Origin of the sequence: Massilia cellulosiltytica (assembly GCF_047325105.1) — a bacterium.
Lineage (GTDB): Bacteria > Pseudomonadota > Gammaproteobacteria > Burkholderiales > Burkholderiaceae_D > Telluria > Telluria orientalis.
Genome location: NZ_CP168562.1, coordinates 1,892,034 through 1,918,998, shown reverse-complemented (window position 1 = coordinate 1,918,998; position 26,965 = coordinate 1,892,034). Strand labels below are relative to the sequence as shown.

The 26,965-nt window shown below is 60.9% G+C and carries 17 protein-coding genes; 8 read left to right on the top strand and 9 right to left on the bottom strand.

Features of this window, described 5'->3' with window-relative positions:
* The first annotated feature begins 33 nt into the window (after positions 1 to 33).
* Together ACEN9H_RS08635 and ACEN9H_RS08630 are read left to right on the top strand one after the other, a co-directional pair.
* On the top strand, positions 34 to 2,478 hold the full coding sequence (locus tag ACEN9H_RS08635) for a DEAD/DEAH box helicase (protein ID WP_413674416.1): 2,445 nt from the start codon (positions 34 to 36) through the stop codon (positions 2,476 to 2,478).
* Positions 2,468 to 3,742 (top strand): hypothetical protein, encoded by a 1,275-nt coding sequence (locus tag ACEN9H_RS08630; RefSeq protein ID WP_413674415.1) that lies wholly within the window; start codon positions 2,468 to 2,470, stop codon positions 3,740 to 3,742. The genes ACEN9H_RS08635 and ACEN9H_RS08630 overlap by 11 nt, the downstream gene beginning before the upstream one ends.
* Positions 3,743 to 4,283: 541 nt before the next feature.
* Here the strand turns inward: ACEN9H_RS08630 and ACEN9H_RS08625 are convergent.
* The 4 genes from ACEN9H_RS08625 to dptF all read right to left on the bottom strand — a co-directional run bounded on the left by ACEN9H_RS08625 (position 4,284) and on the right by dptF (position 13,008).
* On the bottom strand, positions 4,284 to 4,868 hold the full coding sequence (locus tag ACEN9H_RS08625; RefSeq protein WP_413674414.1) for a transcriptional regulator: 585 nt from the start codon (positions 4,866 to 4,868) through the stop codon (positions 4,284 to 4,286).
* A gap of 208 nt (positions 4,869 to 5,076) precedes the next feature.
* Entirely contained in the window at positions 5,077 to 10,101 is a 5,025-nt protein-coding gene (gene dptH, locus ACEN9H_RS08620) for a DNA phosphorothioation-dependent restriction protein DptH (RefSeq protein WP_413674413.1), read from the bottom strand.
* Positions 10,082 to 11,398 (bottom strand): DNA phosphorothioation-dependent restriction protein DptG, encoded by a 1,317-nt coding sequence (gene dptG / locus ACEN9H_RS08615; RefSeq protein WP_413674412.1) that lies wholly within the window; start codon positions 11,396 to 11,398, stop codon positions 10,082 to 10,084. Before dptG ends, dptH begins: the two co-directional genes overlap by 20 nt.
* A complete protein-coding gene (dptF, locus tag ACEN9H_RS08610) occupies positions 11,398 to 13,008 on the bottom strand; it encodes a DNA phosphorothioation-dependent restriction protein DptF (protein WP_413674411.1) in 1,611 nt (536 codons plus the stop codon). Before dptF ends, dptG begins: the two co-directional genes overlap by 1 nt.
* Before the next feature lie 485 nt (positions 13,009 to 13,493).
* Between dptF and ACEN9H_RS08605 the strand changes: the two genes are divergently transcribed.
* The 4 genes from ACEN9H_RS08605 to ACEN9H_RS08590 all read left to right on the top strand — a co-directional run bounded on the left by ACEN9H_RS08605 (position 13,494) and on the right by ACEN9H_RS08590 (position 16,263).
* The gene (locus tag ACEN9H_RS08605) at positions 13,494 to 14,504 is read left to right on the top strand and encodes a helix-turn-helix transcriptional regulator (RefSeq protein WP_413674410.1); all 1,011 of its coding nucleotides are present in this window, start codon (positions 13,494 to 13,496) and stop codon (positions 14,502 to 14,504) included.
* Between the two features lie 34 nt (positions 14,505 to 14,538).
* Positions 14,539 to 14,925: a hypothetical protein gene (locus ACEN9H_RS08600; protein WP_413674409.1), complete on the top strand. Its 387-nt coding sequence runs from the start codon at positions 14,539 to 14,541 to the stop codon at positions 14,923 to 14,925.
* 259 nt (positions 14,926 to 15,184) lie between these two features.
* Positions 15,185 to 15,718, top strand: coding sequence for a hypothetical protein (locus tag ACEN9H_RS08595; protein WP_413674408.1), 534 nt, complete (start codon positions 15,185 to 15,187; stop codon positions 15,716 to 15,718).
* A gap of 344 nt (positions 15,719 to 16,062) precedes the next feature.
* Positions 16,063 to 16,263 (top strand): HNH endonuclease, encoded by a 201-nt coding sequence (locus ACEN9H_RS08590; protein WP_413674407.1) that lies wholly within the window; start codon positions 16,063 to 16,065, stop codon positions 16,261 to 16,263.
* Between the two features lie 21 nt (positions 16,264 to 16,284).
* On the opposite strand, the gene dndE is transcribed toward ACEN9H_RS08590, so the two are convergent.
* The 4 genes from dndE to dndB are packed head-to-tail and all read right to left on the bottom strand — an operon-like array spanning position 16,285 to position 21,332.
* Positions 16,285 to 16,662, bottom strand: coding sequence for a DNA sulfur modification protein DndE (gene dndE / locus ACEN9H_RS08585; protein WP_413674406.1), 378 nt, complete (start codon positions 16,660 to 16,662; stop codon positions 16,285 to 16,287).
* Positions 16,659 to 18,647: a DNA sulfur modification protein DndD gene (gene dndD, locus ACEN9H_RS08580; protein WP_413674405.1), complete on the bottom strand. Its 1,989-nt coding sequence runs from the start codon at positions 18,645 to 18,647 to the stop codon at positions 16,659 to 16,661. Before dndD ends, dndE begins: the two co-directional genes overlap by 4 nt.
* Positions 18,648 to 18,649: 2 nt before the next feature.
* Positions 18,650 to 20,245 carry a DNA phosphorothioation system sulfurtransferase DndC gene (gene dndC, locus ACEN9H_RS08575; protein ID WP_413674404.1) on the bottom strand — a complete coding sequence of 532 codons (1,596 nt, stop codon included), beginning with the start codon at positions 20,243 to 20,245 and terminating at the stop codon, positions 18,650 to 18,652.
* Entirely contained in the window at positions 20,235 to 21,332 is a 1,098-nt protein-coding gene (dndB, locus tag ACEN9H_RS08570; protein ID WP_413674403.1) for a DNA sulfur modification protein DndB, read from the bottom strand. The genes dndC and dndB overlap by 11 nt, the downstream gene beginning before the upstream one ends.
* A 61-nt stretch (positions 21,333 to 21,393) precedes the next feature.
* On the opposite strand from dndB, the gene dndA reads away from it, so the two are divergent.
* Both dndA and ACEN9H_RS08560 read left to right on the top strand, forming a co-directional pair.
* Entirely contained in the window at positions 21,394 to 22,521 is a 1,128-nt protein-coding gene (dndA, locus tag ACEN9H_RS08565; RefSeq protein WP_413674402.1) for a cysteine desulfurase DndA, read from the top strand.
* A gap of 158 nt (positions 22,522 to 22,679) precedes the next feature.
* A complete protein-coding gene (locus ACEN9H_RS08560) occupies positions 22,680 to 25,289 on the top strand; it encodes a DNA phosphorothioation-associated putative methyltransferase (RefSeq protein WP_413674401.1) in 2,610 nt (869 codons plus the stop codon).
* Positions 25,290 to 25,824: 535 nt separating this feature from the next.
* Here ACEN9H_RS08560 and ACEN9H_RS08555 read toward each other — a convergent pair.
* Complete coding sequence (locus ACEN9H_RS08555) at positions 25,825 to 26,889, bottom strand: ribonucleotide-diphosphate reductase subunit beta (protein ID WP_413674400.1); 1,065 nt, start codon at positions 26,887 to 26,889, stop codon at positions 25,825 to 25,827.
* Positions 26,890 to 26,965 lie beyond the last annotated feature (76 nt).

Sequence of the window (26,965 nt, the reverse complement as noted above, 5' to 3'; positions counted from 1 at the left end):
TACGATCAATGTAAAACAAGATAGAGGGTCCACATGCCGCGGCTGAATGTTCAAAGCGCACGGATTGAAAATCTCATAAGCAACTGGATGCTGCCGTTGCTCCTCGTCGCCGGCAACGTCGCGGCGCTCACTAAGCTCTTGAATGAAACACTGCAGAGCCTGGGCGTCGATGCCAGGCTGCATCCGAATCGCTTGCATGCGCTCTTGTCGAACGATGTGACGCGGTCGCTCAACGAAGCGACCGTGGCCCTCGCCGAGCAGGCCGCGCGCGCGACGTTCCAAGCCGATCCCACCGTGACCGACGGAGCGGCGACGGCGATGGGAGAACTGCAGGCCAAGGCGCGCGAGCTACGGGTGTTCTCGGTGGGCTCTCTCGACGAGATCGCCGAACGCTTGTCGATTCCGCCGGCGCTGGCGGCTCGACTGCTGAAAGAAACCTCCGATACCGCTAGGACGAGTGTGGCTGGCGCGATGCGTTCGACCGATGGGGCCGGCTCTCGGCACGAGCCGCCGGACTGGAGCTATCAAGATACCGCCGTCACAAGGTGCATCGACGCCTTCACTCGACGCCCTACCGGGAGAGTCGGCCTGGTGTTGCCGACCGGGGCGGGCAAGACACGTACGGCATTACGCATCGTTTTGACCATGCTTGCCAAGCGTCCTGAAGACATGGCGCCGGCGTATTGGGTGACGCATCGGCACAATCTACGTGAGCAGGCCTATCGGGAACTGCAAAAGCTGATCGTCAAGCAAGACGATCCTGTCGAGGGCGTCAGGTTGACCGAGCGCGCCAATCGAATCAAGTTCGTCATGGTCCACGAGCTGTCGGCGCTACTCGACGCCGCGAAGGTCCAGCCGACGCTGGTCGTCGTCGACGAAGCGCACCACGCCGCTGCACCTTCCTATCAGCACGTGTTCGCGGAGCCTCGCGCGTTCCCAGTGCTACTGCTGACGGCGACGCCGAATCGGGGTGATCGTCTGCCGATCGGTATCGATGAGATCGCATTCACCATCACTTACCGCGAACTCGCCGAGCGCCGGGCCGTGCTCACACCGAAATTCCTGGATTTCCCAGTCGCGGACTTCGACTGGTCGCCTGCCGCCATCGACGATCTGGCCGAGGACATCGTCGACCGCGCCTCGACGGATTTTACGAAAGTGCTCGTGCTCGCACCACGAATCGATCGCGTCGAGGAGTTCTATAGGGCACTGCTGCACTGGTTACCGGATGAACACCCGCTGGACGTCGCGGATATCGGTTTCGTTCACGGGACGGCCAACTCGCTCGGCATTGAAACCGAGGATTTCCTCGCCCGCTTCCGCAACAAGCCGCGAGCCATCCTGGTGTCCGCGCAGCTGTTGCTGGAGGGCTTCGACGATCCGAGTATCAACACCGTCGTGCTCACTTACCCGTCGACCAGCGTCATCCGCTTGATGCAAGCCGCGGGACGCTGTGTGCGCTACGCCGCCGACAAGCGCGCGGCGTATGTCGTCCAAGCCAGGAATGACACGATCGCTTACCACTTCGACCAAAGGTGGCTCTACCAAGAGATCGACGACTTCTTACGGCCGCAACTCATCGACGTGGACTATCTGAGCCAGGACGATCTCTACGAGAAGGCGCGGCTCTTGTTGACGGAGCACCGTGTCCGGGAAAAACAGGCCCAGCGTGTACTCGGCCATATCGAAACCTTGGTGCCAGGTGAAACCTGCCGCCTCTTCTTCTACGGACTGCCACACTTCGGGCGCGCCGATCGGTTCGAGCAGGAAGCAAACTGGGGCGTCGTGTTGGAGACGGCCGACACCTCCGCGATGTTACGTGGCATCTTCAACGCTTTTTGTTCGTCAGGCGCCGATCTGTCCGACCCGTCGGATTTCCTCCAGCGCGAGGGTGCCGCTTACGGCTTGACCAAGGATTTGAACGCCGGTAGTCAATGGATGGAACTGACCGGACTGCTGACGGCAGCGTATTTCGCCAAACGCGAAGTGCATGGCCCATCGTCCATCGACGCCGAGGGAACCAGGCCGTTCCAACCCCATGGTGCGACGACCTGGCTCAAATACGCGTCGTTGACCTTCCGGCCCGCCATCCCGGCCGCTCTCAGCGAATTCCTCCGCGATTGCCACAATGCCGCGCAGATCGAGGCCGCCTATCTCGAAACGCCATCGGTCCACGCGGTTGTAGTCAAGGTGCCTTTGCCGCTGGCCGGATCGGAAGCGTTCCTGCTCGACGCGGCTGCGTCGGCCGAACTGACTGCTGCACTAAATGGCTTGAGACAAAAGCTCGTCCAGGTCGCGCCAGCAGAGCAGTTCGGCGCGCTCGCCGCCTATCTCGTCAGCTCGATCCATCCTCGACTTCCTGCGCGCTTGCTCCATCGGAGCGAGTTCCTGGTCGACCCAGCCGCACGCGCCGCACGCGTCTTACCGCTTACCGACAACCTGAATGTCGAATACACCAAGGAGCACAATGATGAATGACCATGTCCCCCCCATGCGCGACTTGCAAGAAGCCAAGTCCGTCCCGTTCGACAGAATCTATCTCGACCCAAATAACCCACGCATCGCTCCCGAGGATCCGCCGGGTTATCTCGATGAGAAATCACTCTTCGACAAAGATCTCCAGCAGACGCTCGAAGAGCGGGTGCGCGCCGTGTACGACGTCGCGACCTTGGAAGATTCCATCCTCGCACATGGTTGGGTGCCCATCGACTCCATCGTCGTCTGGGAGCACCCGCAACGTCCCGGGTACTACATCGTCGTCGAAGGGAACACCCGAACGGTGGCATTGCGTACATTACGTGGCGACAGGCTGGAACGAGAGCAGAAAAAGCTGGAGAAGCTCAAGAAAACTCCAAGCCGCTACCAAGAAGAGCTGCGAGTACAGCAGGATCTGGTCGACCGACTGGTTCAAATCGCAGCTCAAACGGACCAGTTGCCTGTTTTTCCTGTCAAAGCAAAATCTGTCGATGAGCTCCAGGCGATCCTGCCACGCTTGCTCGGCGTACGTCACATCAGTCACGCGCGTGAATGGGCGCCTTACGCTACCAACCTATACATTCTTTCCTTGTACGAGCGGCTGTTCCGTGCGCGACACGGGGATAAGGTTGCGTTGCGACTCGAGGACGATTTGGTGAACGAGGTCGGTGACATGGTCTCCTTGGGGGGGACCAAGACGAGGAGGAACATCCAAGCCGCGTCGGCCTTCACCCACTTCAAACGCGACTATGAAGATCGGTTGCCAGAGGGCGAGACCTTGTCCGATGAGGACCACTACTTCTTCGAATTGATCCTGCAAAACGCGTATGCGAAAGAGCAGTTCAACGTCAACAAGGATTCGCTTCGCCTCCCCAAGGAATCGGAAGAGGTCCTGTTCCAATGGGCTTTCTCCAACCCGCGTTCGGGCAAAGGCGAGGACAACGAAAACATCTTGTATAAGGCCGAGAGCGTGCGTCTGTGGAACCAGATGGCCACGTACGATGGCAAAGCCGGCACGAACTTCGCCAAGCAACTCGATGTCGACGCGCCCGACGAAGCCAGGCCGATTCGGGTGGTTGAAGCCGAATTCCTGCATCACAAGACGCAGAGGACGCCGGTCGACGCTCTCACTTCCTTGATGAAAGCACTCCAAGACTTGAAGGTCGATACATTGCTATCGCAGCAGCAACATCTGGGTCCCATCCTTGATCGGATAGCGACCCAGGTCGCGCGTTATCAAAAAATGATGCAGGCTGTTGCTGAGTAAAGTCGATATGGTCTGGGTCACGCCGTTTGCGCAGGCCGGCGTGACCTAGTGATCCAAGCAACGGCGCATTCGATAAAACGCTTCCTGAGAAGCCGAAGGCACAGCCAGGGAAGGTCGGCGCTTCTGCGTGAATCAACTGGGCCAGCCGAGACGCCTCATTGTCATCAAAGCGAGGAGCCCCCCTCGACCATGCCGGCTTGTTTCACGCTTGCGATGTCTGAATTCATCAATCGTCTGTGTTGAGATGATCTGTCGATGAGGTGAAGGTAGAATTCGCTAACAGGCTCTGCAATGGTGAAAGCGTGGATTGGCCTGCCGCCGATTCAGATGACACGCTTTAAGCTTTTTTAGGTTTTTCAAATTGTGCCGGACTGACGTATCCAGTCGAAAAACCGCGCGTAGGATCGTAGAAGCGTTCGATGTAACCGAACACGTCTGAGCGAGCTGGGCGCGGATACGCTACATCTATCGTGATGTGCGTTCGGTCTTGAGTGAGCCAAAATAACGGTGTGGTCGTGAGTGTAAGCGAGTGCGACGCGAATCATGGCCAGCGGACCGTCACGATGGCGCCAAGGGCATCGGCCTTTGATGGATCAACATAGATTGGCAGTTCGATCTGCCCACTAAATTTCGCAACCGTATAGCGATGGTTGCCGCCTTCCAGGCAAATTTGCTTCTGCGCCGGCAAAGGAAGCACTAACGGAGGCGTGATCGGCTTCCCTCTCCGGAGATAAGCAATCGCCATCGCCAGCTTGTCTTTCTCGCCGACCTTCCAAAGCTCCCCGAGCGCGCGTCGGTTTTGCAAGCTCAACTTCGAATCGAACGCCTCTACCGATACCCATCCGAGACGGAGCCCCAGCGGATAACTTTCTGCGAAGCTGTCGGGTTGACACCCATCCAGTGCAAATCGCTGGGCCTCGGCGCGGAAATCCCAGTTGAATTCGAGGCTCGGCCATTGGGCGGGTGCCAGCAGCCTGTATTGCTCTGCTTCCTTTGCGATCTCGTCATATTCAAGTTGTCGGGCTCTATGCGCTTCTAAGTCCCCTCCACGTAGTACTGCCAACGCTTCCGCCATCGTCATCGGACCGAGCGCGGTTAAGTCAATTTCCTCTAAAGGTCTACTCATTATATTTTCCAAAGACTTTGTCGGCACCATGATGGAACACAGCCACGTCCTCCAACGTCGATTTCGATTCCCGAGGAAACCAGGTACCTCGAGGTGCCGGCCCGAGGGATGAACGGGCCATCCGGCACCGCTCTCGATGATCGTTATCTGACGCCACTGGGCTGTACCCGTGACACGGCCTGGCTTTCTTCTCGGCTGCTGGCGACCGTTATTGCAACAGTTCCCAGAATGTACTGTCACGCATCTTCTGGATGCGCTTCTCGCCATCGATGTACAAGCTGTAGTGTTTGTCGAGTTTTCGGATAACTTCCATTAGGTTTTCTTGATCCGCCCTGTCATCCTTATTGAAAATCGCCTTGACGTCCGCGTTCTTGATCTGCGATACCCGGTGCACGACCCAGCTCAGGATGTAGGACGAGTAATCGTTCTCGGCCGTCTTGAAATGCGTGATGTCCTGGGTCGACAGGATCACGCCCACGCCATACTCGCGGCCCTCCTTGAGGATGCGGCGTAGCGCCGGGAAGTTCTGCGACATGAAATTGTCGGCCTCGTCGACCAAGATCATCTTCGTGATCTGGCGGAAGTCGCCAACGACTTGCGGTTTCCCACGCTTCTGCATCTGCGCGTAGAACAGGTCGAGCGTCAGCGCGACCACCAGGTTCTGGATCTCGGACGGGTAGCCGGCCAATTCGACGACGGTGACACCCGAGATCAGGTCGTACAGACTGCCCGTCCTGGTCGCGTCCGGCTCGAAGATCTTGAAGCGCGCGAGTTTCGATAGCGCGGCGTAGAGCGAATCCTCGTCGACCTTGTCCTGGGCGAGGAACAGCTGCCACACGTCCTCAATTGTCGGCGCCGGCTTCGACCAGCTCGACCTGTCCTCGGGATGGATGCCGGCACTGGCATAGCTTTCGATGATCAGATTCTCGAGTTTCAGCTGCTGCTTCGCGCCTAAGCCATAGGCGCGGGCCATCGTCTCGGCGAAGCCGGCCGCCGTGTGCAGCGGCAGCATCGGCGTGTCGCCGAACAAGCTCAAAGGATTGTAAGGCAGTTTGCTGAGCTGGTATTTTCTCGCCCCGGTCGCCTCGATAAAGCCATCGTCGACGTAGTCCGACTTGTAGTCGAAGATCAGCATGCCGATCGGCGCACCGTTGACGTTCTGGTCGTGGTTGCGCACCAGCTGCGTCACGACCGATTTAGTGAACTGGGTCTTACCGGTACCCATCGTGCCGATGATGCCCGAGTTGCTATTCATGAAGCGCGCCGTGTTCGTCGGTTCCCAGTACAGGGCTTGGTGGGTGGTGACGCTTTCCCCCACGCGGATGCGCAGGTTCCCACCCGTGTCGGCGGGCGCGGCGGACGTCGCGTCGACGGTCTCGATCACCGGCACCGGCGCCTGTTCCAGTGCAGAAGCTACCGGCGCGACTTTGGACGCGTAGGACACTTCGCCCAACAGGTATTCCACGGGCACGTGACACTGCGCGCGCAAGGCGCGGATCTGCTCGGCGTTGGCTGCGTCGATCAGTGAGTCGAGCAAGCCAATCGGCAGATCGATCAGCATCACGTCTTGCTCGACGCGGTAGGAGGAATCGAAGCACGTGTCGCTGTCGAGGTGCGACACCACGACGCCGGCAGGGTAGTCAGTCAGTTCGGCCAAGGTATAGTCGCCCTTGAGCCACCACTCGCGGCGCGCGCTCAAGTGACGGAGGTCGGCGTCGCTCAAGACCCCATACAGCCGGTACTTCTCGACTTGCATCAAGACCTGGCGCACGAACAAGCCACGGTAGAGTTTGCCTACCATGGTGTCGGGACCCAGGATTTCGTCGCGCAAGAAGCGCTTGAGTTCGCGCGCTTGCTCCACGGCCTTGTCGTAGTCGGGGCGCGCGCCCGTCTTGACTTCGAGCGGCAGCAGGTACATGTGTTCCCCTCGGAAGCCGACGAACAACACGTCGTCCGAAATCGCGCCGCGCGTGTACCCCTGCAAGCCGCGCGAGAAATCGCTGCCCGACATCTTGAGTCCGACGTTGCCCGAGACCCGGATCATCTCGGCGATCGACAGCGGCACCCAGGTGATGTCCGCATCCATCAACAGGGCGCGCACGAATTTGTAGGCGCCGATGATGCCGCGCCGCTCCTTGCGCGTGTTGTCGTTGGCGGTCAGCATTTGCAGCAGCCAGCCACCATTGAAGGCGTTGAATTCCGACAGCAGGCTGTCCTTGCCGAGCAAGCGCCGGAACAGGTCGACCTGCTTGGTCACGGTGATCGCGTCGTAGCCGGCCGAACTCGTGTACTGGTCGGAATAATGGATCAGGACGACGTCGCGTTGGGACGTGAAGAAGTCGAGCGTGACCTTCGGGTCGACGATCGTGGTCCACAAGGCGCTGTCGTAGGAGCGGGTCAGCAAATCGCGGAAGGCGGTGCTGGCCGCCAGGCCGACGCTCATGCCCACATACGGGCTGCTGGTCTCACGCGCGGGCTGCATCAAGGCGCCGACCAAGCGCGCCAGGCGCAGTGGCTGATAGGGTTCGACATCGACGTTGCGCAGGCCGAAGCACGAGAAATAGGCGTTTTCGATGTTCTCGGCCGATTCGCCGGCGATCAAGCCATCGCACAACACCCCGCTCAACGCGCTGTCCGCGCGCACCTGCCGCACGTCGACCGGCGCGTTGTTGCGGAAGAAGGCCAGGTGCGCGTAGGCCAGCTTCTCGTCGTCCCTCGGCGTCTTGAACTTGCTGTACGTGAGCCGGCTACGGATCAAGTCGATCAACAGGTCGGCGTCGTCGTGCACGCCACCGCGTCCGAGCTGGTAGGTGTCGCGCAGCGCTTGCGCGGACACGCATTCGGCGAAACCGTCGAACTCGTTGAACGCGATCCGGTCGTCATAACAATTGACGTGGATCGCGCAGGCCTCGTCACGGTGCTTTTTGAAATAATCGGTCAGACCCAGGAACAGCTCGCGCGCCGGGCCCATGTTGATGACGTTGAGGATCAGGGTACTGCGCGGTCCGGCGCTGAACAAGCGGGCGTAGGCCTGGGTGAATTCGCCCAGCTTGTCGCGCACCAGGTTGCGCACATAGGTGAAACTCGATTCCCTTTGCGGAATCAGTTCCAGCCAGGCCGCGTTCTCGCGCATCGCGCTTACGTGGGCAACGCTGTTGGCGCCGTCGTAGACGAAGGGGATCAGGCCCGCCGGCGTCAGGCGTTCTCGGGTGACGTCGGGCAGCGTGGCGAAGCTGTCGTGCCCGGCCTCGCGGTCGGCGACGATGGTCTCGACCAATTGCAGGTGGTAGGACAGATTCAACGGGTGGAACGGCGTGATGAATTCCTTGCCGTCGTGCTCGGCCATGCCAACGCGCAGCAGGGATTTATGGGCGTCGCTCAGCACCCTGTCGCGTGGAATGGCCGACAGGACCCGCTCGTAGGCGCGCGTGACCGCGCCCGTAAGTCGGCGATATTCGGGACCCCACGACACCAGGCTCGGAGTGGTGCCGCGCGCGCACAGATAGGCGTACCAGGCGCTGTAAGCGGCGTGCAAGTCGGCGTCGATCTCACGCAGGTCGTCGACGCCGATCTGTGCGCTGCTCGAGCGGTGCAGCACCTGCTCGGTCACCATCGCGGCTTCGCGCGTCAACAACAGTTGGCGCACGCCGGCCACGGCCGACTCGCGGTTGTCGATCACCAGGCGATTACCGTTGGCGCCGAATTCGGCGCGGTAGTCGTCGTCCTGGAACAGGCGCGCGTAGCGATCGCGGTCGTACATCAGCGGCACCGTGACCGATTCCTCGGCCGCCGCGCCCTCGATATTAAAGCTGAGTCGTTGCTCGCCGTTCGCGATCTGAAACCCGATCTTCTCGGACGCGTTGGCCTGACGCGCGAAGTCCACGCTCGCATAGGCGTTGTTGTCGATCACGTCTTGCGGATCCTCGGACGTGAAGCTCGGCCCGTCGATCTCGGCGATCGCCAGGCGGTTCGCTTCCATTTGCAGGGTGATGCGCTTGGCGTGCGGCTCGACCCGGAAATGGTTTTTGAAGCCCTCGACGAAGAACGCGCCCTGGCGCAGGAACAGGCAGCGGAACTGGTGGTTTTCGGCGCGCGCGCGGCGACTCAGTGTCAGCGTGAAGAACAGGGGTTCGCTGGAGAACGGCGCACGCACCTGGACGCGGCTGCGCTTGCCTCCCGCATGGCCGACCTTGAGGCTGATGGCGTCCTTGTCGATCGAACTCTGCGACACTTTCAGCTCCGACGACATGACGTCGGGGGCCAGGAAGGTGATGTCGAAGCGTCCCTCTTCGGCTTCCTGGGGTAGCTCGAGCAGCACGCTCAAATCCTTGCGACCGGCCTTGCTGCCGCTCTTGGCGCGATCGAACAACTTGCCGTTGGCGTTACCGACGTCCTCCAGCGTCAAGGACTGGATGCGGTTGCTATCGAGTTCTTGCTTGAAGTCGCCGTAGTTCAGGGCCTTCCAATCCTGGGTGTCGACGAAGTGGTCGCGAATGAACTTGGGGCCGAACTGTTCGCGGAACTTGTCCTCGACCTGGTCTACGAAGTTCTCGGTGACGGATTCGATCTGTCGACGCAGTTCACGGTTGTCCTCGAGGCGCTTGCGAATCTGCGCTGGATTGTTGAGCGAGGCCATCAGCGGATCGTCGAACAAGCCGAGCTTGCTCAATTGGATGTCGCCCTCGGCGATTGCCTGGTACAGGGGCGCGAAGCCGAACACCGTCGCCCCTTCGCTGACCACGAAGTTCAGCTGGTCCTCGAGCAGACAGGCCAGCAGGTTGCGGTTGCCCGCGTGCTCCTGCGCCAGCACCTTCAGACGTCGCGCTAGGATTTGCGGATGCCAGGCGCGGCCCTCCGCGGCGAGATCCTCTGCGCTGTTGATGATGGTGTCGAGCTTGCTGTTGTGGATGATCAGCAAGGCGCAATCGGCGAAGACCGTCGTGCGGCCCGCCACGCAGTCGCGCAAGTGCGAAATGTAGTTTTCGGAGAAGCCCTGCCCCTGCTCGCCATGTAGCACCGGCAGCAGCTTGGTGGCGCCGCACGTGATGAAGGGCAACTCGACGCCTTGATAGGCGATCGCGCCGTTGGTCCGCGCCAAGTAGGCGTCGTGCAATTTGCCGGCGTTGTTGTGGTCGGGAGACTGGAATTGGTAGCGAAAGCCGGGCTGGGCCTTATCAGTCGCCCACTCGACGAACACATCGACCAGGTAGCTCTCAAACGGTCTTGCGGACATAGACTGCCTCTCCACTGTCACTCATGCGTTCAACATTGCCCATGCGCTCGAAGAACTCAATCAGCACTTGTTGACTTTGATTATCGAAAAAGAATCCGCGCTGGCGGAATTCGCGCAGTAGCTCGAAGAAACGCAGCTTCTCGTTATGGCCGATCGCCAGATTGGTCAGCAATAGCAGCTGGTCCTGGTTCAATGCCAGGATGTTGCCGGCGCGCCCACGGAACTGGATGAAATCGGCGAACACCTTTTTTTCCAACTCGCGCACATACCGCTGATTGACGCTGTGGCGCTCGCTCTTGCCCGGATCGAACTGCCGGATGGCGAGGACGACGAATTGCTTGAACGCTTCCTCCAGCGTGTCGGCCAGGGCCGGCGCCTCGAGTTGGCGGCTGCTCGCGAACTGGCCGATATAACGGTTGAGGTCGTCGATCAGTGCTTGCCGATCGAGATAGGCTTGCGCGTCGGCGTAGATCCGCCACAGCGGGCGTTGCGCGCCCTCGGTTTGCAACACCTCGCCGGCGGACAGCAGCGGAAACAAGTCCTTGGCGTTCGACGCCAGCGAGCGATAACCGTGTTCGCGGATCTTGTCGCGCTCGGTCGAGGCTTTCTCGACGTCGAGGATGAAGTACAGCTCCCTTGGCTTGGGCGTGCCGTCGCGCCAACGGCGCACGGTCAGCGACAATTGCGAGCAGTAGCTGAACGCGTACAGCTTTAAGGTGTTGGTCAGCTCGGCCACCAGGTATTGCGGATGGGCCGACAAGAAGCGCATGTCGCGCTGGAAGGCCTCGGTCAGGAAAGGTAGATAGGGCAGATCCTGCTGGCACTCCTTGCCACCGAGCGGACGCAGATGGCGGACCAGGACGTCGAGCATGACCTGCTCGAGAAAATGCAGGTTGTCGTTCGGCTTATCGTCGAGTCTGAAGTCGCCGAGTAGCCCGGCGAACATGTCGCTCATGCGTTGGTTGGCGGCGGCGTCCTCGTCGTCCTCGCGCGCGGCCTTTTGCGCCTTGAACAGCAGGAACAGCGGTGAGACCTGCAGCACCGCATGGCTCGAGAAATACATATGGTCGAGCCATTCCCACACCTTCGGGTCATTCAACAGCTGTTTGAACGCGTCGCGGCATTCGTCTCGGAATGCGTCGACACTATAGTCCTGCAGGCCCTGCTGGAGTACGTTGCCGAGCACTAGGCCGGTCACCGAGGCCCACGAGAATTCGTTTCCTTTTTGCCTGACGGGCAGGTAGTTCGGCGACTTGTTCTTGTCCGATACCTGAAGGTCGTTTGCGATTGGATACATTACATTTCTCCAACGGTCTCGATCGTACCGTCTTCGTATCTCAGCGAGATGTGTTGTCGTTCCCGATACAGTTTCAGGCGGTTGTCCTGCTTGACCAGCGCCTTGATCTGCTCGACCAGCTCATCGAGCAGGACGATGGCGTTCTTGTCGTACTTGTTCGGGCGGTAGCCCTCGTTCAAGCGCACCAGCAGGCCGAACAGATTGATATTGAAGGGCATCGGCTTGAGCGATTCGCCGCCGACCTTGAGCGCGACGTGGAAATGGGCGATTGGCGTCCTGGATGCGAGTTGCTGGAGCGCTGTGTAGTCCGGCCTCAAGTCGGCCAGGCCCGCGATTTTGACGCCGTGGAATTCGCTGAGCAGGATCTCGTCGGTACGCAGCTCGGGCGCGTTGCGGTTCGCGTAGCGGAAAATGCCCGCCGTCAGAACCCGTCGATACAAGCGCTGCAAAGCCGTCTTGGCCTCGTTGCCACCGTCGAACTGGGCGTGCATCTTCCAGACCTCGGCGTACTCGACCATCACCTGGTCGGTGAACTCATCGGCGAAGCGATGGTGGTAGTCGTTGCCGATCGGCTCGCGCCGCAGCACATACAGCAGGCGGACCAGGGACGCGGCCGTCGGCTGCTCCGTCGTGTCGAAGCGGACGTTCCAGGACGCCAGTTCGGCGAGGAAGGCGTCACGCTCGGGCTCGGGCAGACCCAGTTCGTAACGCAAGACCAGCTGGTCGAGCTCGCGTGTGCGTAGCAAGGCGGGATCGAACGCGGCGATTTTTGCCGCCAGCTCGTTGTCGCTACCGGAGAACAGGTTGTCGAACAGGTAGCCCGGTCCAGTCAACACGTGGTGCAACAGGTCGAGCAAACCGCGCGCCGTCACGAACTGGTCTTTGGCCAAGCGCGCCTTGGCGATGTTAGCGATGATGGCGTCCTGGACGCCGTCTAGCATCAGCAGGCGGAAGTTCGCGTACAACAGCGGCTCGCGATGGCGCACGTCGTCCCGGGTGAATGCCGCGTAAAACGGGTTGTCGGCGTTGGGCTCGGTCAGCCGGCGCATGATGTTCTTGGCGAAGGGCGCGACCGGCATCCCGTTCTCCATCCTGAACTTCGGATAATCCTCGAAGTTGAAGAAATAGTAGGGCGCGGCCGGCGTGGCGTTGTCCAGGAAGGCTTGCATCGCGTCGCGCACTTGGCGCAAGTCCGCGTGCCCTTCTTGCACGTAGTTACCAATCATGCCGATGTTGATGCCGACGACCAGGATCCGCTGCTCGGCAATCGCGGTGCGAAAGACCTGATCGAGCGCTTCGATCGCGGACTGGTTCGGTTGGAAGCTGTGGGTCGCGTCCAGGTGGAACTGCACCTTGCCGTCGTACTCGTGATGGGCTCTTGTGAGGATCTCGGATTTGCCGTCGCCGCTACTGCCGCACAAAAAAAGCATGTCCCCTGGCCGGGCCTGCACCAGCCGGGCACGCAAATCCTTTTCGATGTCTTGTTGGATGTAGAGCCAGTTCTTGAGCGCGTCGAAGCCATCCGGCGCGCGGGTCGACATGGTCTTGACCGAGAACGGCGACGACTTGGAGAGGACGGAAAGCGCCTCGCGAAAGGTGATGGATGTCATTGCCTGTCAGATGCTGAGCATGGGTGAAGGGGCACCATCCCGACGCCGGCGATGGTCGTATGTAGCGTGTGCGCGGCTGTCGCGCGACTCGTGGCTCTGGTGTCGTCCGCTCGATCGATAGCGACCTGGCCGACGAGTGTTGGATTGCTGGCGACGCGCCTACCGAACCGGGATGCGTCGCCGATTCTCGATTCACGGGCGGCTCTTCTTTTGATGCGAGCGCCGGTGGGCGGGGGCGATGCGGGACCGAGACGGTTGAACGGGCGGAGCGCGGAGCGTGTATACATGGGATGGAGCCGAGGGCGATCAGGGAGTGTAACGGCTCGTTTCCATTGATAAACTCACACATTATCACTTGTTGGTTATTAACATCACGCCATCGGATCGCTATGGTAATTGATGCAGTTGATCATAGGCAATTTTTAGTTGTCAGTTTAATATAGGAACGCGACAGTTTTTGTCGTTTGCTATGTGATCCCGACGGCATGTCCAATTCCTTGTCCCGCGTGATGGCGATGCTGCGCCATATACCGCGCCATCCGCGCAAGATCGATACCAATGCGCTCTCGAGGCGACTCGAGCGTGCCGGCTACACGATCTCGATCCGCTCGATCCAGCGCGATCTCAACGATCTATCGTGCATCCTGCCGCTGGTCGCGGACAACGGCCGGCCGCAAGGCTGGTCGTGGCAGGCCGACGCCGATCCGTTTCACTTGCCCTTTCTCGATCCGCAGGCGGCTCTCACCTTTCACCTAGTCCAGCGGCATCTGAGCGCCTTGTTGCCGGAATCGACCTTGGATTACCTCGCGCCGTGGTTTCGCACGGCCACCGCGGTGCTCGAGGCGAACGACCATGGGGTGACGCGCTGGCCCGACAAGGTGCGCGTCTTGCCGCGTGGCTTGCGCCTGCGATCGCCGCCGATCGACCCGGGCGTGCACGCCACGCTCTACGACGCCCTGCTCCGAGAACGGCAAGTGACGATCCGCTACCTTCCGCGCCAGGCCACGGCGCCCAAGGAATACGTCGTGCATCCACTGGGCGTGGTCGCCCGCGATACCGTCATCTATCTGGTCTGCACGATGCGCAACTTCACCGACGTGCGTCAGCTGGCGCTGCACCGCATGCGCTCGGCGATCATGCTCGACGAGCCCTGCAACCGGCCCGAGGGTTTCGATTTGGACGCGTACATCGCGGATGGCGCCTTCGGTTACTCCGAGAGCGGCGACACGATCCAGCTCGAGGCGCGCTTCACCAGCGACGCAGCGGCGCATCTGTTCGAATATCCGCTCGCCGACGACCAGCGGATCGTGCCCGATGGCACCGGCGCCGTGCGCGTCAGCGCGACCGTGCTCGATACTAAGGAGTTGCGCTGGTGGCTGCTGGGGTTCGGCGACCAGGTGACGGTGTTGGGTCCGCCGCGCTTGCGCGATCGGATGCGCGACACCGTTGCCGGCATGGCGGCCGCTTACGGCTTGATGACGGCGTCGGTCGCTTGAACCCCTACTCTCAAACCTCTGTTCTGGAGCCCATATGAGCGCTGTACCTGCCATCGCGAGCGTCGAGCAGTTCAAAAATGCCTTGTTGACCTTGCGAGACAAGAACCTCCCATCCAGTCATTTCATCATGCTCCGCGCGCAGTGCCGTGCGCTGGACTCGGCGATCACGGCCACGCAGTTGGCCGAAGCGGCCAGCTACGAGAGCTATCACGCCGCCAATCTGCAGTACGGGACGCTGGCGTTCAATCTCGCTGGGATTCTCGAGTTCACGCCGCAGCTGACGCATCGGGACGGCAGCTTGTGCTGGTGGACGACGTTGTCGATAGCGGGCGAAGGCGCGGCTTACGAGGACGAGAAGCAGTTCCACTTCGTGATGCGCCCGGAATTGGCGCAGGCCTTGCGCGAGATGCGCTGGGCGTGACGTAGAAGAGGAACGCATGGTCCATTCGGCGAACGAACTGGCGCTGGCTCGGCTAGGATTGCCCTAGTGAAGTAGATCGGCGAAAACAAAATTCCTCTCGGTAGGACCGCTCCTGATGAAATCCTGAATTTTCCAAGCCCCCCCCGCATCTTCGATGTCGATGCGTTCCTTGCCTCTCATCCCGGCACATTCACCTGGTTGGTGACCCGGTTACGCGAGTGACATCGCGGTAGGGGACCGTGTCTACCTTTGGCGAGCGGTGGCCGGCGACGGTGACAAGGCCGGCATCGTGGCGGAGGCGGTGGTGATCTCGCCGGTCGGCAGGATGATCCCCGACGAGCACACGGCGCGATTCTGGCGCGACCAAGTCGATATGTCGATGGAGGAGAGCCGGGTTTGGCTACGCCTGACGCAGAGAGGCTCCGCGCGCGAGATCCTGAGGCGAGACTGGCTTCGTGAAGATCCGGTCCTCCACACGATGCTCGTCTTGAAGCAGGCGGCAAGCACGAACTTCCCCTTGAGCGAGGACGAAGCCCAGTGTCTCGAGCAGATGTGGGCGTGTGTAGGCCAGGATTGGCCTCGTAGCGAATCCATCGCTGGACTGTGGGCGTATACGGCGACCATTGGCAAGCCCGTGTCACGCTTGGCCGGCTCGCCCGTGTCGACTGTCTCCCACTTGACGGGACGCGCGGTGCCCGGCATCTATAACAAGGTCATGAACTTCCGTAGCATCGCCCCCCGCGACGAACGTGCTGGGATGAGCGGCGCGGGAGCGATCGATCGCGAGGTATAGCAGGAGTTCTTCGATGCCGATACCCTGCAGCTTCATGTCGATGAAATCGACCAAGAGTTCATGCGTCTGTGGGGCGATGCCTTTGGGGGAGAGACGAGCAAAGCGGACGCCGAAGCGCTCGACGCCGCAACGGAGCGCGAAGCCGACAAGCTCGCGGGCAAGCCGCTATCCGAACTCTTGCAGACCTATGCCGAACAGGACGTGCAGAGAGTGGTGGACGGACGAAACCGGCTGCGAGATCGGCGAACAGTCTCGTATTCGAACGAAGCAGCCTCGTCATCGCGATCGCAAAGTCGCGGGCGGATCATCGATGCGAGGTGGAAGGTTGTGCTCATCCGCCTTTCATGGGCAAGGACGGGAAGCCCTATAGTGAAATCCACCATATCGTGCCGCTTTCGCAGGGCGGCAGCGACACGATCGATAACGTTGCTTGCGTCTGTCCCGCGCATCATCGAGAAGCGCATCTTGGGATGCGCGCAACCGAACTAAGGCAAATGCTGACGGCTCTGCGACGACGAGGCCTGGATGACCAGGCTCGGGAATAGAAGAAGGGAGTACCCTTGGTTTCAGGGCTCGTCAACGACGCCCGTCATCGCGATCAAGCCGCGCAAGTGTTCCGCGCCGTTCATCAGGTACGCGATGCCACGGTGCAGATGGATCTTGAAGAACTGCGGCAGCTGGTCGTCGGCGACGCTGTCGTCGTGCGCACGCTGACGTACGACGGCGGTGATGGCGTCGTCGAGGGTACCGGCGAAGGTCTTCCAACTCATCTCGACATTGCTGTCGGTGACGATCTCCTCGTGAGGTGGGATGGTGCGCTCGGCGAGCGAGGCCAGCAGCGCCCAGCGGCACAGGACATTCCATTGCTGAATGCCGGTGCGGCGCTTGAGCGTCAGCAGCTGGTGCTTCGCCTTTTCGGAGACGCGGACGACGTCGATGATCATGTGTATGCCTCGTCAAACGTGAAATAGCCGCGCTGGATTTCGGAACTCTGGTGTTCTTGGCTGTATTCGATCAGGTACTCCTGCGAGGTGACCTTCTGGATCTTGCCATACAGGTCCTCGTCGATCTCCTGGTCGGTGGACAGCAAGATGACCTGGTGGCTCGCCTTCGGGAAGTAATTCTTGACCAGCTTGTTGCGATGCTGGCCGTCCAGTCGTCCCAAGGGGGTATCGATGATGGCCGGCAGCGAGCGACCCGAGGCGCGGCTCAGGCCCCACAGGATCGAGACCGCCAGCAGTTGACGCTCACCGGCGGAGAGCTGGTGGCTCGGCACTTGGTGGCCACTGTGGTCGAACAGCGACAGGCGGTAGTCGACCGGCGAGATCTCGATCCGCTCGAACATCTTGGGCTTGCGCGTAATGGCCTGGAAGCTCTCCAGGATCAGGTCGGACAAGCGCTTCACGTTGCGCTGTAAGACAGCGTCGCGATAGCGCTTCAAGCTCCCCTCGACTTTGTCGAGATGCGCCAGCACTCGCTTATTGGTCTTGTCTTTCGCGCGCTGGTGCGCCAATTCGACCATGAGCGTTTGACGCTCACGATCGACTTGCTCCCTCGCGTCGATGCATTCGTCATACTGATGTCTCAGCTGCGCCACGGCGCCTTCTGCCTGGTCGTAACGTCGGCGCTGCTCTTCGACACGCTCGCGTAGCGGGGCCAACTGTTCGGGGTTCGGTAACGCGGCCTTCGTGCGCTCCAGATCGTTCAGTCGCTCGGCGAGGACACGCTGCCGTTTCAATCCTTCGGTCACGTCCAGGCGCAGGGTCTCCATTTGTGCGGCCGTGTAGGGCACGAGTGCGTCGGGACGCAGGTGAAGATAGGCCGGTGTCTGCACGGCGGTGGCGCGGGCCTCTCGATCGCGTTCCAGCTGCTCGGCCACGGTGCGGCGCACATTCTCGTCCACGGCGCCGTGCGCGAGCAGCGACAATACGCGGGTATCGCGCTCTTGGATCTCGGTCAGTATCACCGCAGCCAGCTGCGCGTTGCTCTCGACCGTCAGCTGCGTGCGAGCGCGCTGCAACAGATCCTCCACGAGTAGCAATGGCGTCTGCCCCGCGGCGAGCTTGTCCCGGAGGTAGGCGTCATGCAAATTCTTTTGCTCCTGGGCCGCCTTGAGCCGGGCTTCGATGCTGCTGGCTTGCTCGGCCAATTCACCACCCTGCTGCCGGTATTCGTCGACGAGCGCGTTCAGCGCCTTCAGGCGTTCCTTCACCTCTTCCTCTTGCGCCACAATCTTCGCCTGCAGCGTGTCTGCCTGAGCGCTCAGGGCCTCCATCTTCTCGTACTTGGCGCGCACTTGGGATTGCGCCTCTTGATCGAGTTCGTCGACGCGACGACGCCTTTGGATGACCTTGATGTCGGTAGCGAGTCGATCGACCACATCCAGGCCCAACAGCGCATGGATACCGGTGCGGATGATGGCGGCGGCGGACTGTTCTTCGGCCAGGGCCTCGATCTTTTCGCCGTCGAAGAAGAACAGTTCCGATATCTGCGACGGGATGAAGTCCTCGACGAACTCGCTCCAGCGCTCGGACAGAACCGCGTCGAGGACGCCATCACGGAAGACCTCGAGCCTTTCACGCGTCGTGGTCTCGTTTCGTCCGTTCCAAGTGCGCTTGATGCGGATGGTGCGCCACTTGCCCTCATGGTGGTGGATGAATTCGAGTTCGAGCCCAGCGCCCTCTTGCGGCGGGACGTAGCGGTTGATCGTACTGCGTAGGAAGTCCGGATACGCCATGTTGCCGCGCCCCGTGCAGCGGGCGTGCTTGCCATATAAGACCAATTGCAGTCCGTCGAGGAAGGTCGTCTTGCCCGAGCCGTTGAGTGCGCCGAACAGGACGATGGGCCGCCCCGGGCCCGTCGTCAGGTCGACCGCGTGACGTCCCTTATAAATACCAAAATTATGCAGGACGAATTCTTGAAATAACATTCTTACGGTTCCTCGGTGAGCTCGACATCCGCTTCGTCGACGGGCGTGATCGGAATCACGCGTTTGACGAAGCCATGTACGGTTTTTTCCTTGGCTTTCTCGACGCTGAGGGTCTTGTCGATGGCGAAATCCAAGGCTTCCAGCTCGTCATTGAACGCCTGGCTTTCCAGGACCTCGTTGAGTTCGTCGAAGAGGCCGGCGCGGCGCGCCGCGTGTTGGTACTTGCCCTCGACGGCCAACAACTGGCGCACCAGGTGGAAGTGCAATTGGTCCGGGTCGTCCTTCGACGCGGTGATCTCGCGCAGGACGTCGATGTCCCCGGCATTGAAGACCTGGCTCTCGTCCAGAGGCGGAGCCGGATAGGCCTTGCCCATGACTTCCTCATAGATGCGCGGTACGCTGTCCTCGATCTCATGCTTCTCGAACAGCCAGATCCGGCGGATCTCTTGCAGATCCTCGATCGTGAACAAGTCAAACCGGATGTCGTCCGGGGCCTTCTCGTCGACCTGTTTTTGCGCCTCCAGCAAGCCGCGCAACAGCTCCTCACGGTAGGTCTGCTTGTAAGGACCATGCACGAGCTGATAGAGCTTGCCGTCGGCGCCGCGCTGCACGTCTGGGCCCTCCTTGCCCACTTCCATGAGCGTCAGGCGGCCGTCGATGCGGCGGAACTCACGCAGGTGCCGATCCTTGGTCGTCAGGAGCTTCTTGTTACGCAATTCCAGCAGCGGCGACATCCATGCCTTTTCGCCATCGTTCTGGATCATGGCCTCCATCGACTTGTCCTGGGACACCATCGTGCACACATAACAGCCGAAGCGGCTGTCGCCACAGCTGGGCGTCGTGGAATCGACGACCAATGGGCATTCCCCGTCGGCCGTGGCGCCCTGGTACATCCCGAGGAGCTCGTGGTTGTCGAAGCCCCAGGGATTCTTTTCCTGCATCAGGTAGATCCAGACGTCGTCGTTGACCCAATCCTCGATCGGCGTGAAGACCCAGCTGCGATCGAGCTGCCCGTTGCGGTTGAGCCATTGACGGGTGCTGCCCTCGTGACGCCTCATCGACGCAGCGCGCGACGCGCTTTCCGCCTTGCGGGTGCCCAGCACGACGATCGCCTCGCCATTCTGCTGCTCGAGCTGCTGAATAAAATTGTTCGAGGGGCTGATCTTCAAGCGGCTGGTGCACCAGCGAAACTTCGGGCGCGGCGCCGGATAGCCCTTGCCGACCAGGTTGACCCAGAAGCGGTCCTTCACTTCGGGCGTCAAGCGATGCGGTCTGATCGGTAGCCCTTGTTGCACGGCGGCCGCGCGCATGACATCGAGCGAGTGCGCGACCCACTGCGCGACGATTGGGTTTTCGACGAGGGTATCGGTGCTGATCACATGCACGTCCTTGTGCAATTGCTCAGGCGCGAGCTGACGCAGCGCGTTCCACACCAGCTGCAGCGTCGCCGTCGAGTCCTTGCCGCCGCTGTAGCCGATCACCCAGGGAATGGGATCGTCCAGGTACAGTTTTTTGACGACCTCCATCCGTTCGCTGACGGTCGCCCTGAAGCCAAGTTCGGCGAAGGCCGAAACGGATGCCGGTTTGTTACTTTCCATGTTGTCCTCGCAGGAAGGCATCCTCGGTGCGTTGTTCGTCCGGCCCCAAAGGAATATTCAGATGTTTCTTGAGTTGATTGATGGTCAGCGCCACGTTGTTCGAGGCCTTCGAAATCGTTCCTCCCACCATCGCCCGCCCTTCCCAGGTCCGCGCGTTCGAACGCGACCAGTCAAGTTTGCTGAGCGGGCTGAGTGTGTCGTTCCACACCGTCCTCGGCTGGCGTAGCACGTGGTTGCCGACTGCGCCGATGGCTTGTAAGGCCACCGAATGCGAGTGAATGAAATCGCGACGCACGTCACCCGCGCTCAAGCGCGATTCCTTCACCCTCTGCCATTCCGGGATGTGACCGCTGACCGTGTCCCAGTAGTCGGCGCATAGCTGCGCGGTCTCGTCGGTGTTCGACGTGTCGATCCCGTCCAGCAGAGCCGAGTTCGCCGAATAGATCGCGCTCAGGGTGAACAGCTTACGGGAGCGTTCCGACAAGGTGTTTCTTTCCATCTCAACCATGTCGCAGAAGAACTTCGATCTCAATACGATCAGCTTGGTGAGTTGGGAACGTTGGTCACGGTGGTCATACAGCAGCCCAAGCGAGCGGCTGGGACGGATCGCGTAGCGATTCAAGTCCGCGAACATCTGCTGGCAGCGCTCCAGGCCCCGGTCCACGAAGAACACGACGGCGATGGTCTCGTCGCCGAGTCCCGGTTCAGACTTCAAGGCCATCTCGATCGCCGCGCGGCGATGCTGACCGTCATTGATGATGAAACGCGACTGCATGTTGACGTGCAAGGTCCCGAGCAGGCTGCCGTGCGTGGTGCCGATCGCGGGTACGAAGCGTACGTCGCCGTCGATCGACGCTGTAATGGCCGAGAACGTATAACTCTGCCTGTTCCCCAGAATGTACTCGGCGATCTCAGGCACGCGTCCCTTGTTGAGCGTGCGTTGGGCACGCAGTTCGGGATTGAGCTCGTCGTCGTCGAACAAGAAAATCTTGGGAATCAAGCGTAAGGGGCACATAGACACGAAGTACTCGCGTCCAGATTGGACCCCTTTGATGGACGGGAAAACGTATTCGAAAGCGCCGTTCATGATAGGTCGGTTGATGTTTGTGCTACTATAACACAAACATCAACTCAAAAATACACAAACTATGGCCACGTACCTTGATTGTAATGCCACCACACCGGTCGAATCTGAGGTAATGGATTTGATGATGCGGTACTTGGCGGAAGAGTATGGGAACGCGGGTAGCCGCACCCATGAGTTTGGCGTACGCGCGAAGCAAGCTGTCGAGCGTGCGCGTGAGCACGTGGCTGCAGTGGTCGGCGCGCGGCGCGACGACGTCATTTTCACGAGTGGCGCTACGGAAAGCAACAATATTGTGTTGCTCGGCCTGGCGGCGAGTCGGGAAGGCGCAACACGGCGTCACATCGTCTCTACCAGCATCGAACACAAGGCTGTGCTCGAACCGCTCGAACATCTAGTCGAGCAGGGTTTCGAGGTGACCTTGATCGATCCCGACCAATCGGGCCGGATCGACGCGCAAGCCGTGCTCAATGCCGTCCGACCGGACACCCTGCTGGTCAGCGTCATGCACGCGAACAACGAGACTGGGATCGTGCAACCGGTCGAGGACATCACTGCCGGTTTGCCGGACGCGGTCTGGCTGCACGTCGACGCCGCGCAGACCTTTGGCAAGCTCATCGCCCCATTACAGAGCCCACGCATCGACCTGATCAGCGTATCAGCCCACAAGATCTTTGGTCCGAAGGGGATCGGCGCGCTCATCAGCCGTCGGCGCAACGGTCAGCGCGCACCCCTGTCGCCCTTGATGTTTGGCGGCGGCCAAGAACGCGGCTTGCGCCCCGGCACGCAAGCCGTGCATTTGATCGCCGGGTTCGGCGTGGCGGCGCAGCTCGCCTTGCGTGACCACACCCAGCGCCAAGCGGCGTGCGTAGCGTTTCGTGACGGTGTGCTGACGGCGATGGCCCGACTTGGTGGGCAGGTCAATGGCGACCAGGAGCACTGTCTGCCGCACGTCTTGAACGTGTCGCTGCCGGGCTTGAATTCGGAAGCGGCGATGGTCGCGCTCAAGGGCATCCTCGCCTTGTCGAACGGCTCCGCTTGTACCTCGACGAGCTACGATCCAAGTCACGTGCTGGTCGCGATGGGACTGGAACCGGGACGCATCGACTCCGCCCTGCGCTTGTCGTGGTGCCACCTGACCCCTGCCGTCGACTGGCCGCATGTATGCGAGGTGTTGCGCCGCATGATGTAGCGCATCGCTGGCGAGGCCCGGCGTCGCATGGGGGGCCATCGTGGAGTGAGAACCGCCTTCCCGGCGCCACCTTAGGCTACAATCGATGCTTCCATTGCAACAGGGCGTGACTACGGACGGACGCGCCCGTTCCGGTTCGATGCCGGTTGGGGGAGCTCATGCCAGAGCCGTTACAAGGGGCGGTCGGTAAGCGTGTCGCTGATCACGTGTACGGCCACGTCACCGCGCTGGCCGCTTGGCCCGATGCGCTGCGTGCGCGCATCGAACACGCTGCAACGCTCGCGCGCGTCACGCCGGGCGAGCACTTCAACGTCGTCAAAATGCACGCGCTCGGCGAGCAGTTGTCCTTGCTGGCCTACGAGGATTTCGACGCCGTCCCTTTTCCCACCTTAAGCAAGAGCTGGCGCGTCAACGTCGTCACCGCCACCGTGGTGTATCGCGACTACGCGGACTCGCGCAATCCGCCGGTCCTGCACCGCAAGGAATTGTTGCTGTCTCCCGACGATCCGCGGATTCCTGGCTATGCGGCGCTGACGCGGACGGCGGAGGCACTGGGTTTGTTCGACGATCCGAGTCGCATCGGATTTCGCGAACAATGGCTGGCGCGTATTGCCTCGCGGGGCTACGCGCTGCAGGGCGATGAATTCATCCCGATCGCGAACGTCGAGGACGTTCAGGACGTCGCGCCCACGGCGGTGCTGGCCGGGCCGATCCAGCGCCACCTGACGGCCCTGTCGCGCACGAATCTGTCCGCGCCGGTGCAAGCCTTGTGGCGCCATGGCTTGATCGGTTCGGAGCGCACGTTTTTCGACTATGGCTGCGGCAAGGGTGACGACGTGCGCACTCTGCGCGCCAACGGCATCGATGCGAGCGGCTGGGATCCGCACTATTGCCCGGACGCCGGCGTACGCACCGCCGATACCGTCAACCTGGGTTTTGTCGTCAACGTCATCGATTCCCTCGACGAGCGGGCCGAGGCGCTGCATCGCGCCTATGCTTGCGCCGACGGCGTGCTGGCCGTCGCCGCGATGCTGGCGAGCCAACAGCCGCCGGATGGACGCGTGCATGGCGATGGCTATCTCACGTCGCGCAACACCTTCCAAAAGTATTTTACGCAAGTGCAACTGCGCGACTTCATCGAGCACGTGCTCGACGAATCGGCCATCGCGGTCGGCCCAGGGGTCTTTTTCGTGTTCAAGGATAAAGGTCTGGAGCAGCGCTTTTTACGGCGCCGTTATGGTGCGAGGGCTGCGCACGCCCTGCAGGGCACGTGGCTGCGCATGGCGCAGGTGGCGCGGGCGCCGGCTCCACGACGCGAGCGCGAACCCAAACCCGGTCGCGAAGCGGCGTTCATCGCGTCCCACCAGACACAGCTGCACGCACTGTGGCTCGCTCATGTCGAAGTCGGCCGACCGCCGTTGCCGGACGAGCTCGCTCCCGAGTTGGTCGAGCAGCTCAGTGCAGGTGGCGCGTGGTCGACACTGTGCCGGATCGCGACCAGCGCATTCGATGACGCGCCACGGGAGCGTGCCGCGCGCCAAAAACAGCAGGATCTGATCGTCTTCGCGGCGCTCCAGCAGTTCGGGAAGCGCCAGCCTTATCGGGATCTGGAGGTCGGCTTGCAGCGCGACATTCGTCATCATTTCGGCGATTACCAAGCCTTGCGGGACGCTGCCAAGCGTTCACTGGGCGAGCTGAGCCGGCCTGAACACCTGCACGCCGCATGCGTCGAGGCGAGCGAACGCGGCCTGGGTTGGCTGGAAGACAGCCATTCCTTGCAATTGCATACCCAGCTCGTGCCGAAGCTTCCCGCTCTACTGCGTATTTATATCGCCTGCGCGACCGTGCTGGTCGGGGACATCGCGGACTTCGACCTCGTCAAGATCCACGTCCGCTCCGGCAAGGTGACGCTTCTCAGTTTTGAAGACTTCGATGCCAGTCCGTTGCCGCGGCTGCGCCAGCGCGTCAAGGTCAAGCTCAAGGAGCTCGACCTGGACCTGTTCGATTACGGGAGCGCCGCGTACCCTTCCCCGATCTTGTACGCCAAGTCGCGCTTCATCAACGAGGAATGCGCCCATTATCCGGAGCAACTCGAGTTCGAAGCACAGTGCGAGCGCTTGGGTTTGATGCCGCCAGCTGGCGCGGAACCCGACGCGGCGGACTTCTTCGCCAGCCTCGAAACGCGTCGCTGGCGGATCGATGGCTATCGCCTCGTGCGCAGCCAGGACGCGCCAGCGCTCGACGCGGCCTGCGGTCGCTTTTTGACGTATCGCCACCTCATCGAGTGCGGCGAGACGCAGCGGCGCACAAAGCTGCCGAATCTGCCACGCCAGCCCGACAGCTACACGGCCTTGTACGAGTTGGCCGCTTTCATCCTGGATCCGGTCATCGAGTACTTCGGCATGATCGAGCTGAGCTACGGCTTTTGCTCGGCCGAGTTGGCCCGGGCGATCCCCGGGCGGATCGCTCCCACTTTGGATCAGCATGCGGGTCATGAGTTGAATCGTCGCGGCAAGCCGATTTGCGAACGCTTGGGCGCGGCCTGCGACTTCGTGGTCACCGACGAGGACATGGAAGAAGTGGCCTTATGGGTGGCCGCCCACACGCCTTTCGACCGGCTCTACTTCTACGGTAAGGACCGCCCCATACACGTGAGTTATTCGAACACGCCGGCGCGGCAGTTCGTCAGGATGGGTCCCAATGCTTCGGGAACCCGCGTGCCGCGGATCGACCGCTCGGTACTCCTTTATCGACGAGAGAATCGCTGAACGAGGTCTGGTCGAACGCCCATTGCGCTGACCGATTTCTTAGGCAACGTCGTTGACGGCACGTCGCCACGTAATGCGCGACGCGCGAACGAGCCAGTTGGCCGAGTATGTGAACGCGCAAAGGTTGACTTAGCTCAGTTGGTGTCAGCGCGATTTCCACATTGCCTAGCGTGTTTCGGGCTCAGTCCTATTCGGGAACATGAGCCATGCACGCCGATCAGACAGCAGCGCAACTCTCCCTGGTGTCCGCGCTTTCAGGGTCTTACGTGGGCTTGATCACGATGTTTAGCAGCAGTTCGGATAGCTTGCTCATATCGCCGAGCCTCGCCCCAAACTGCATCGGCGCTCGCAGTACTTCTATCCCATCGCAGTTCCGAATTTACCTTGCGGGACAGGTATATTGTCCTGATATTTTTCTAACCCCTCGATTCCCCTAAACGCTTGTGCCGGTAGGCTTTCGTCGACGGCAAAACGAGTTCGATCATCTCGGGGCACGCCTTCAAATGCCAGACAATTATGCATGCGACTTTTCAGGTCACGCGTCCCAGCTCAGCGCGCCGCCGGTCTGGTACTCGGTCACGCGGGTCTCGAAGAAGTTGCGCTCCTTCTTCAGGTCGATCATCTCGCTCATCCACGGGAACGGGTTTTCCTCGTGCGGGAGCAGCGCATCCAGGCCGATCTGGACGGCGCGGCGGTTGGCGATGAAGCGCAGGTAGCCCTTGAACATGGCTGCGTTCAGACCCAGCACGCCGCGCGGCATCGTGTCTTCGGCGTAACGGTATTCCAGGTCGACGGCCTGCAGGAACAGGCCCTTGATCTCTTCGCGGAACTCCGGCGTCCACAGCTGCGGGTTTTCCATCTTGATCGTGTTGATCAGGTCGATACCGAAGTTGCAGTGCATCGATTCGTCGCGCAGGATGTACTGGTACTGCTCGGCCGCACCCGTCATCTTGTTCTGGCGGCCCAGCGCGAGGATCTGCGTGAAGCCGACGTAGAAGAACAGGCCTTCCATCAGGCAAGCAAACACGATGATCGAACGCAGCAGCTTCTGGTCGTTTTCCAGCGTGCCGGTGTGGAACGTCGGGTCGTTGATGACTTCGATGAACGGGATCAGGAACTGGTCCTTGTCGCGGATCGACGGGATCTCGTTGTAGGCATTGAAGATTTCGCGCTCGTCCAGGCCCAGCGATTCCACGATGTACTGGTAGGCGTGGGTGTGGATGGCCTCTTCGAATGCCTGGCGCAGCAGGTACTGGCGGCATTCCGGCGCCATGATGTGGCGGTAGGTGCCCAGCACGATGTTGTTGGCGGCCAGCGAGTCGGCGGTCACGAAGAAGCCGAGGTTGCGCTTGACGATGCGGCGCTCGTCTTCGGTCAGGCCGTTCGGGTTCTTCCACAGCTCGATGTCGCGCTGCATGTTCACTTCCTGCGGCATCCAGTGGTTCGCGCAGCCGGCCAGGTATTTGTCCCACGCCCATTTATATTTGAACGGGACCAGCTGGTTGACGTCGGTCTTGGCGTTGATGATGCGCTTGTCGTCCGCGTTCACACGTGAACTGCTGACCTGCGCTTCCGACTGCTCATCGTCCCACGATAACATTTCAAGTCTCCTAGTACGTTGCCGGCCATGGCTGTCGAGATGTGGCGAATGAAGCGAATACCCACACTCCAAGGTG

Bases quoted from the DNA above. Each gene is read 5' to 3' on its own strand.
- ACEN9H_RS08635 (WP_413674416.1), top strand. From the start codon at position 34: ATGCCGCGGCTGAATGTTCAAAGCGCACGGATTGAAAATCTCATAAGC.
- ACEN9H_RS08630 (WP_413674415.1), top strand. From the start codon at position 2,468: ATGATGAATGACCATGTCCCCCCCATGCGCGACTTGCAAGAAGCCAAG.
- ACEN9H_RS08625 (WP_413674414.1), bottom strand. From the start codon at position 4,868: ATGAGTAGACCTTTAGAGGAAATTGACTTAACCGCGCTCGGTCCGATG.
- dptH (WP_413674413.1), bottom strand. From the start codon at position 10,101: ATGTCCGCAAGACCGTTTGAGAGCTACCTGGTCGATGTGTTCGTCGAG.
- dptG (WP_413674412.1), bottom strand. From the start codon at position 11,398: ATGTATCCAATCGCAAACGACCTTCAGGTATCGGACAAGAACAAGTCG.
- dptF (WP_413674411.1), bottom strand. From the start codon at position 13,008: ATGACATCCATCACCTTTCGCGAGGCGCTTTCCGTCCTCTCCAAGTCG.
- ACEN9H_RS08605 (WP_413674410.1), top strand. From the start codon at position 13,494: ATGTCCAATTCCTTGTCCCGCGTGATGGCGATGCTGCGCCATATACCG.
- ACEN9H_RS08600 (WP_413674409.1), top strand. From the start codon at position 14,539: ATGAGCGCTGTACCTGCCATCGCGAGCGTCGAGCAGTTCAAAAATGCC.
- ACEN9H_RS08590 (WP_413674407.1), top strand. From the start codon at position 16,063: ATGGGCAAGGACGGGAAGCCCTATAGTGAAATCCACCATATCGTGCCG.
- dndE (WP_413674406.1), bottom strand. From the start codon at position 16,662: ATGATCATCGACGTCGTCCGCGTCTCCGAAAAGGCGAAGCACCAGCTG.
- dndD (WP_413674405.1), bottom strand. From the start codon at position 18,647: ATGTTATTTCAAGAATTCGTCCTGCATAATTTTGGTATTTATAAGGGA.
- dndC (WP_413674404.1), bottom strand. From the start codon at position 20,245: ATGGAAAGTAACAAACCGGCATCCGTTTCGGCCTTCGCCGAACTTGGC.
- dndB (WP_413674403.1), bottom strand. From the start codon at position 21,332: ATGAACGGCGCTTTCGAATACGTTTTCCCGTCCATCAAAGGGGTCCAA.
- dndA (WP_413674402.1), top strand. From the start codon at position 21,394: ATGGCCACGTACCTTGATTGTAATGCCACCACACCGGTCGAATCTGAG.
- ACEN9H_RS08560 (WP_413674401.1), top strand. From the start codon at position 22,680: ATGCCAGAGCCGTTACAAGGGGCGGTCGGTAAGCGTGTCGCTGATCAC.
- ACEN9H_RS08555 (WP_413674400.1), bottom strand. From the start codon at position 26,889: ATGTTATCGTGGGACGATGAGCAGTCGGAAGCGCAGGTCAGCAGTTCA.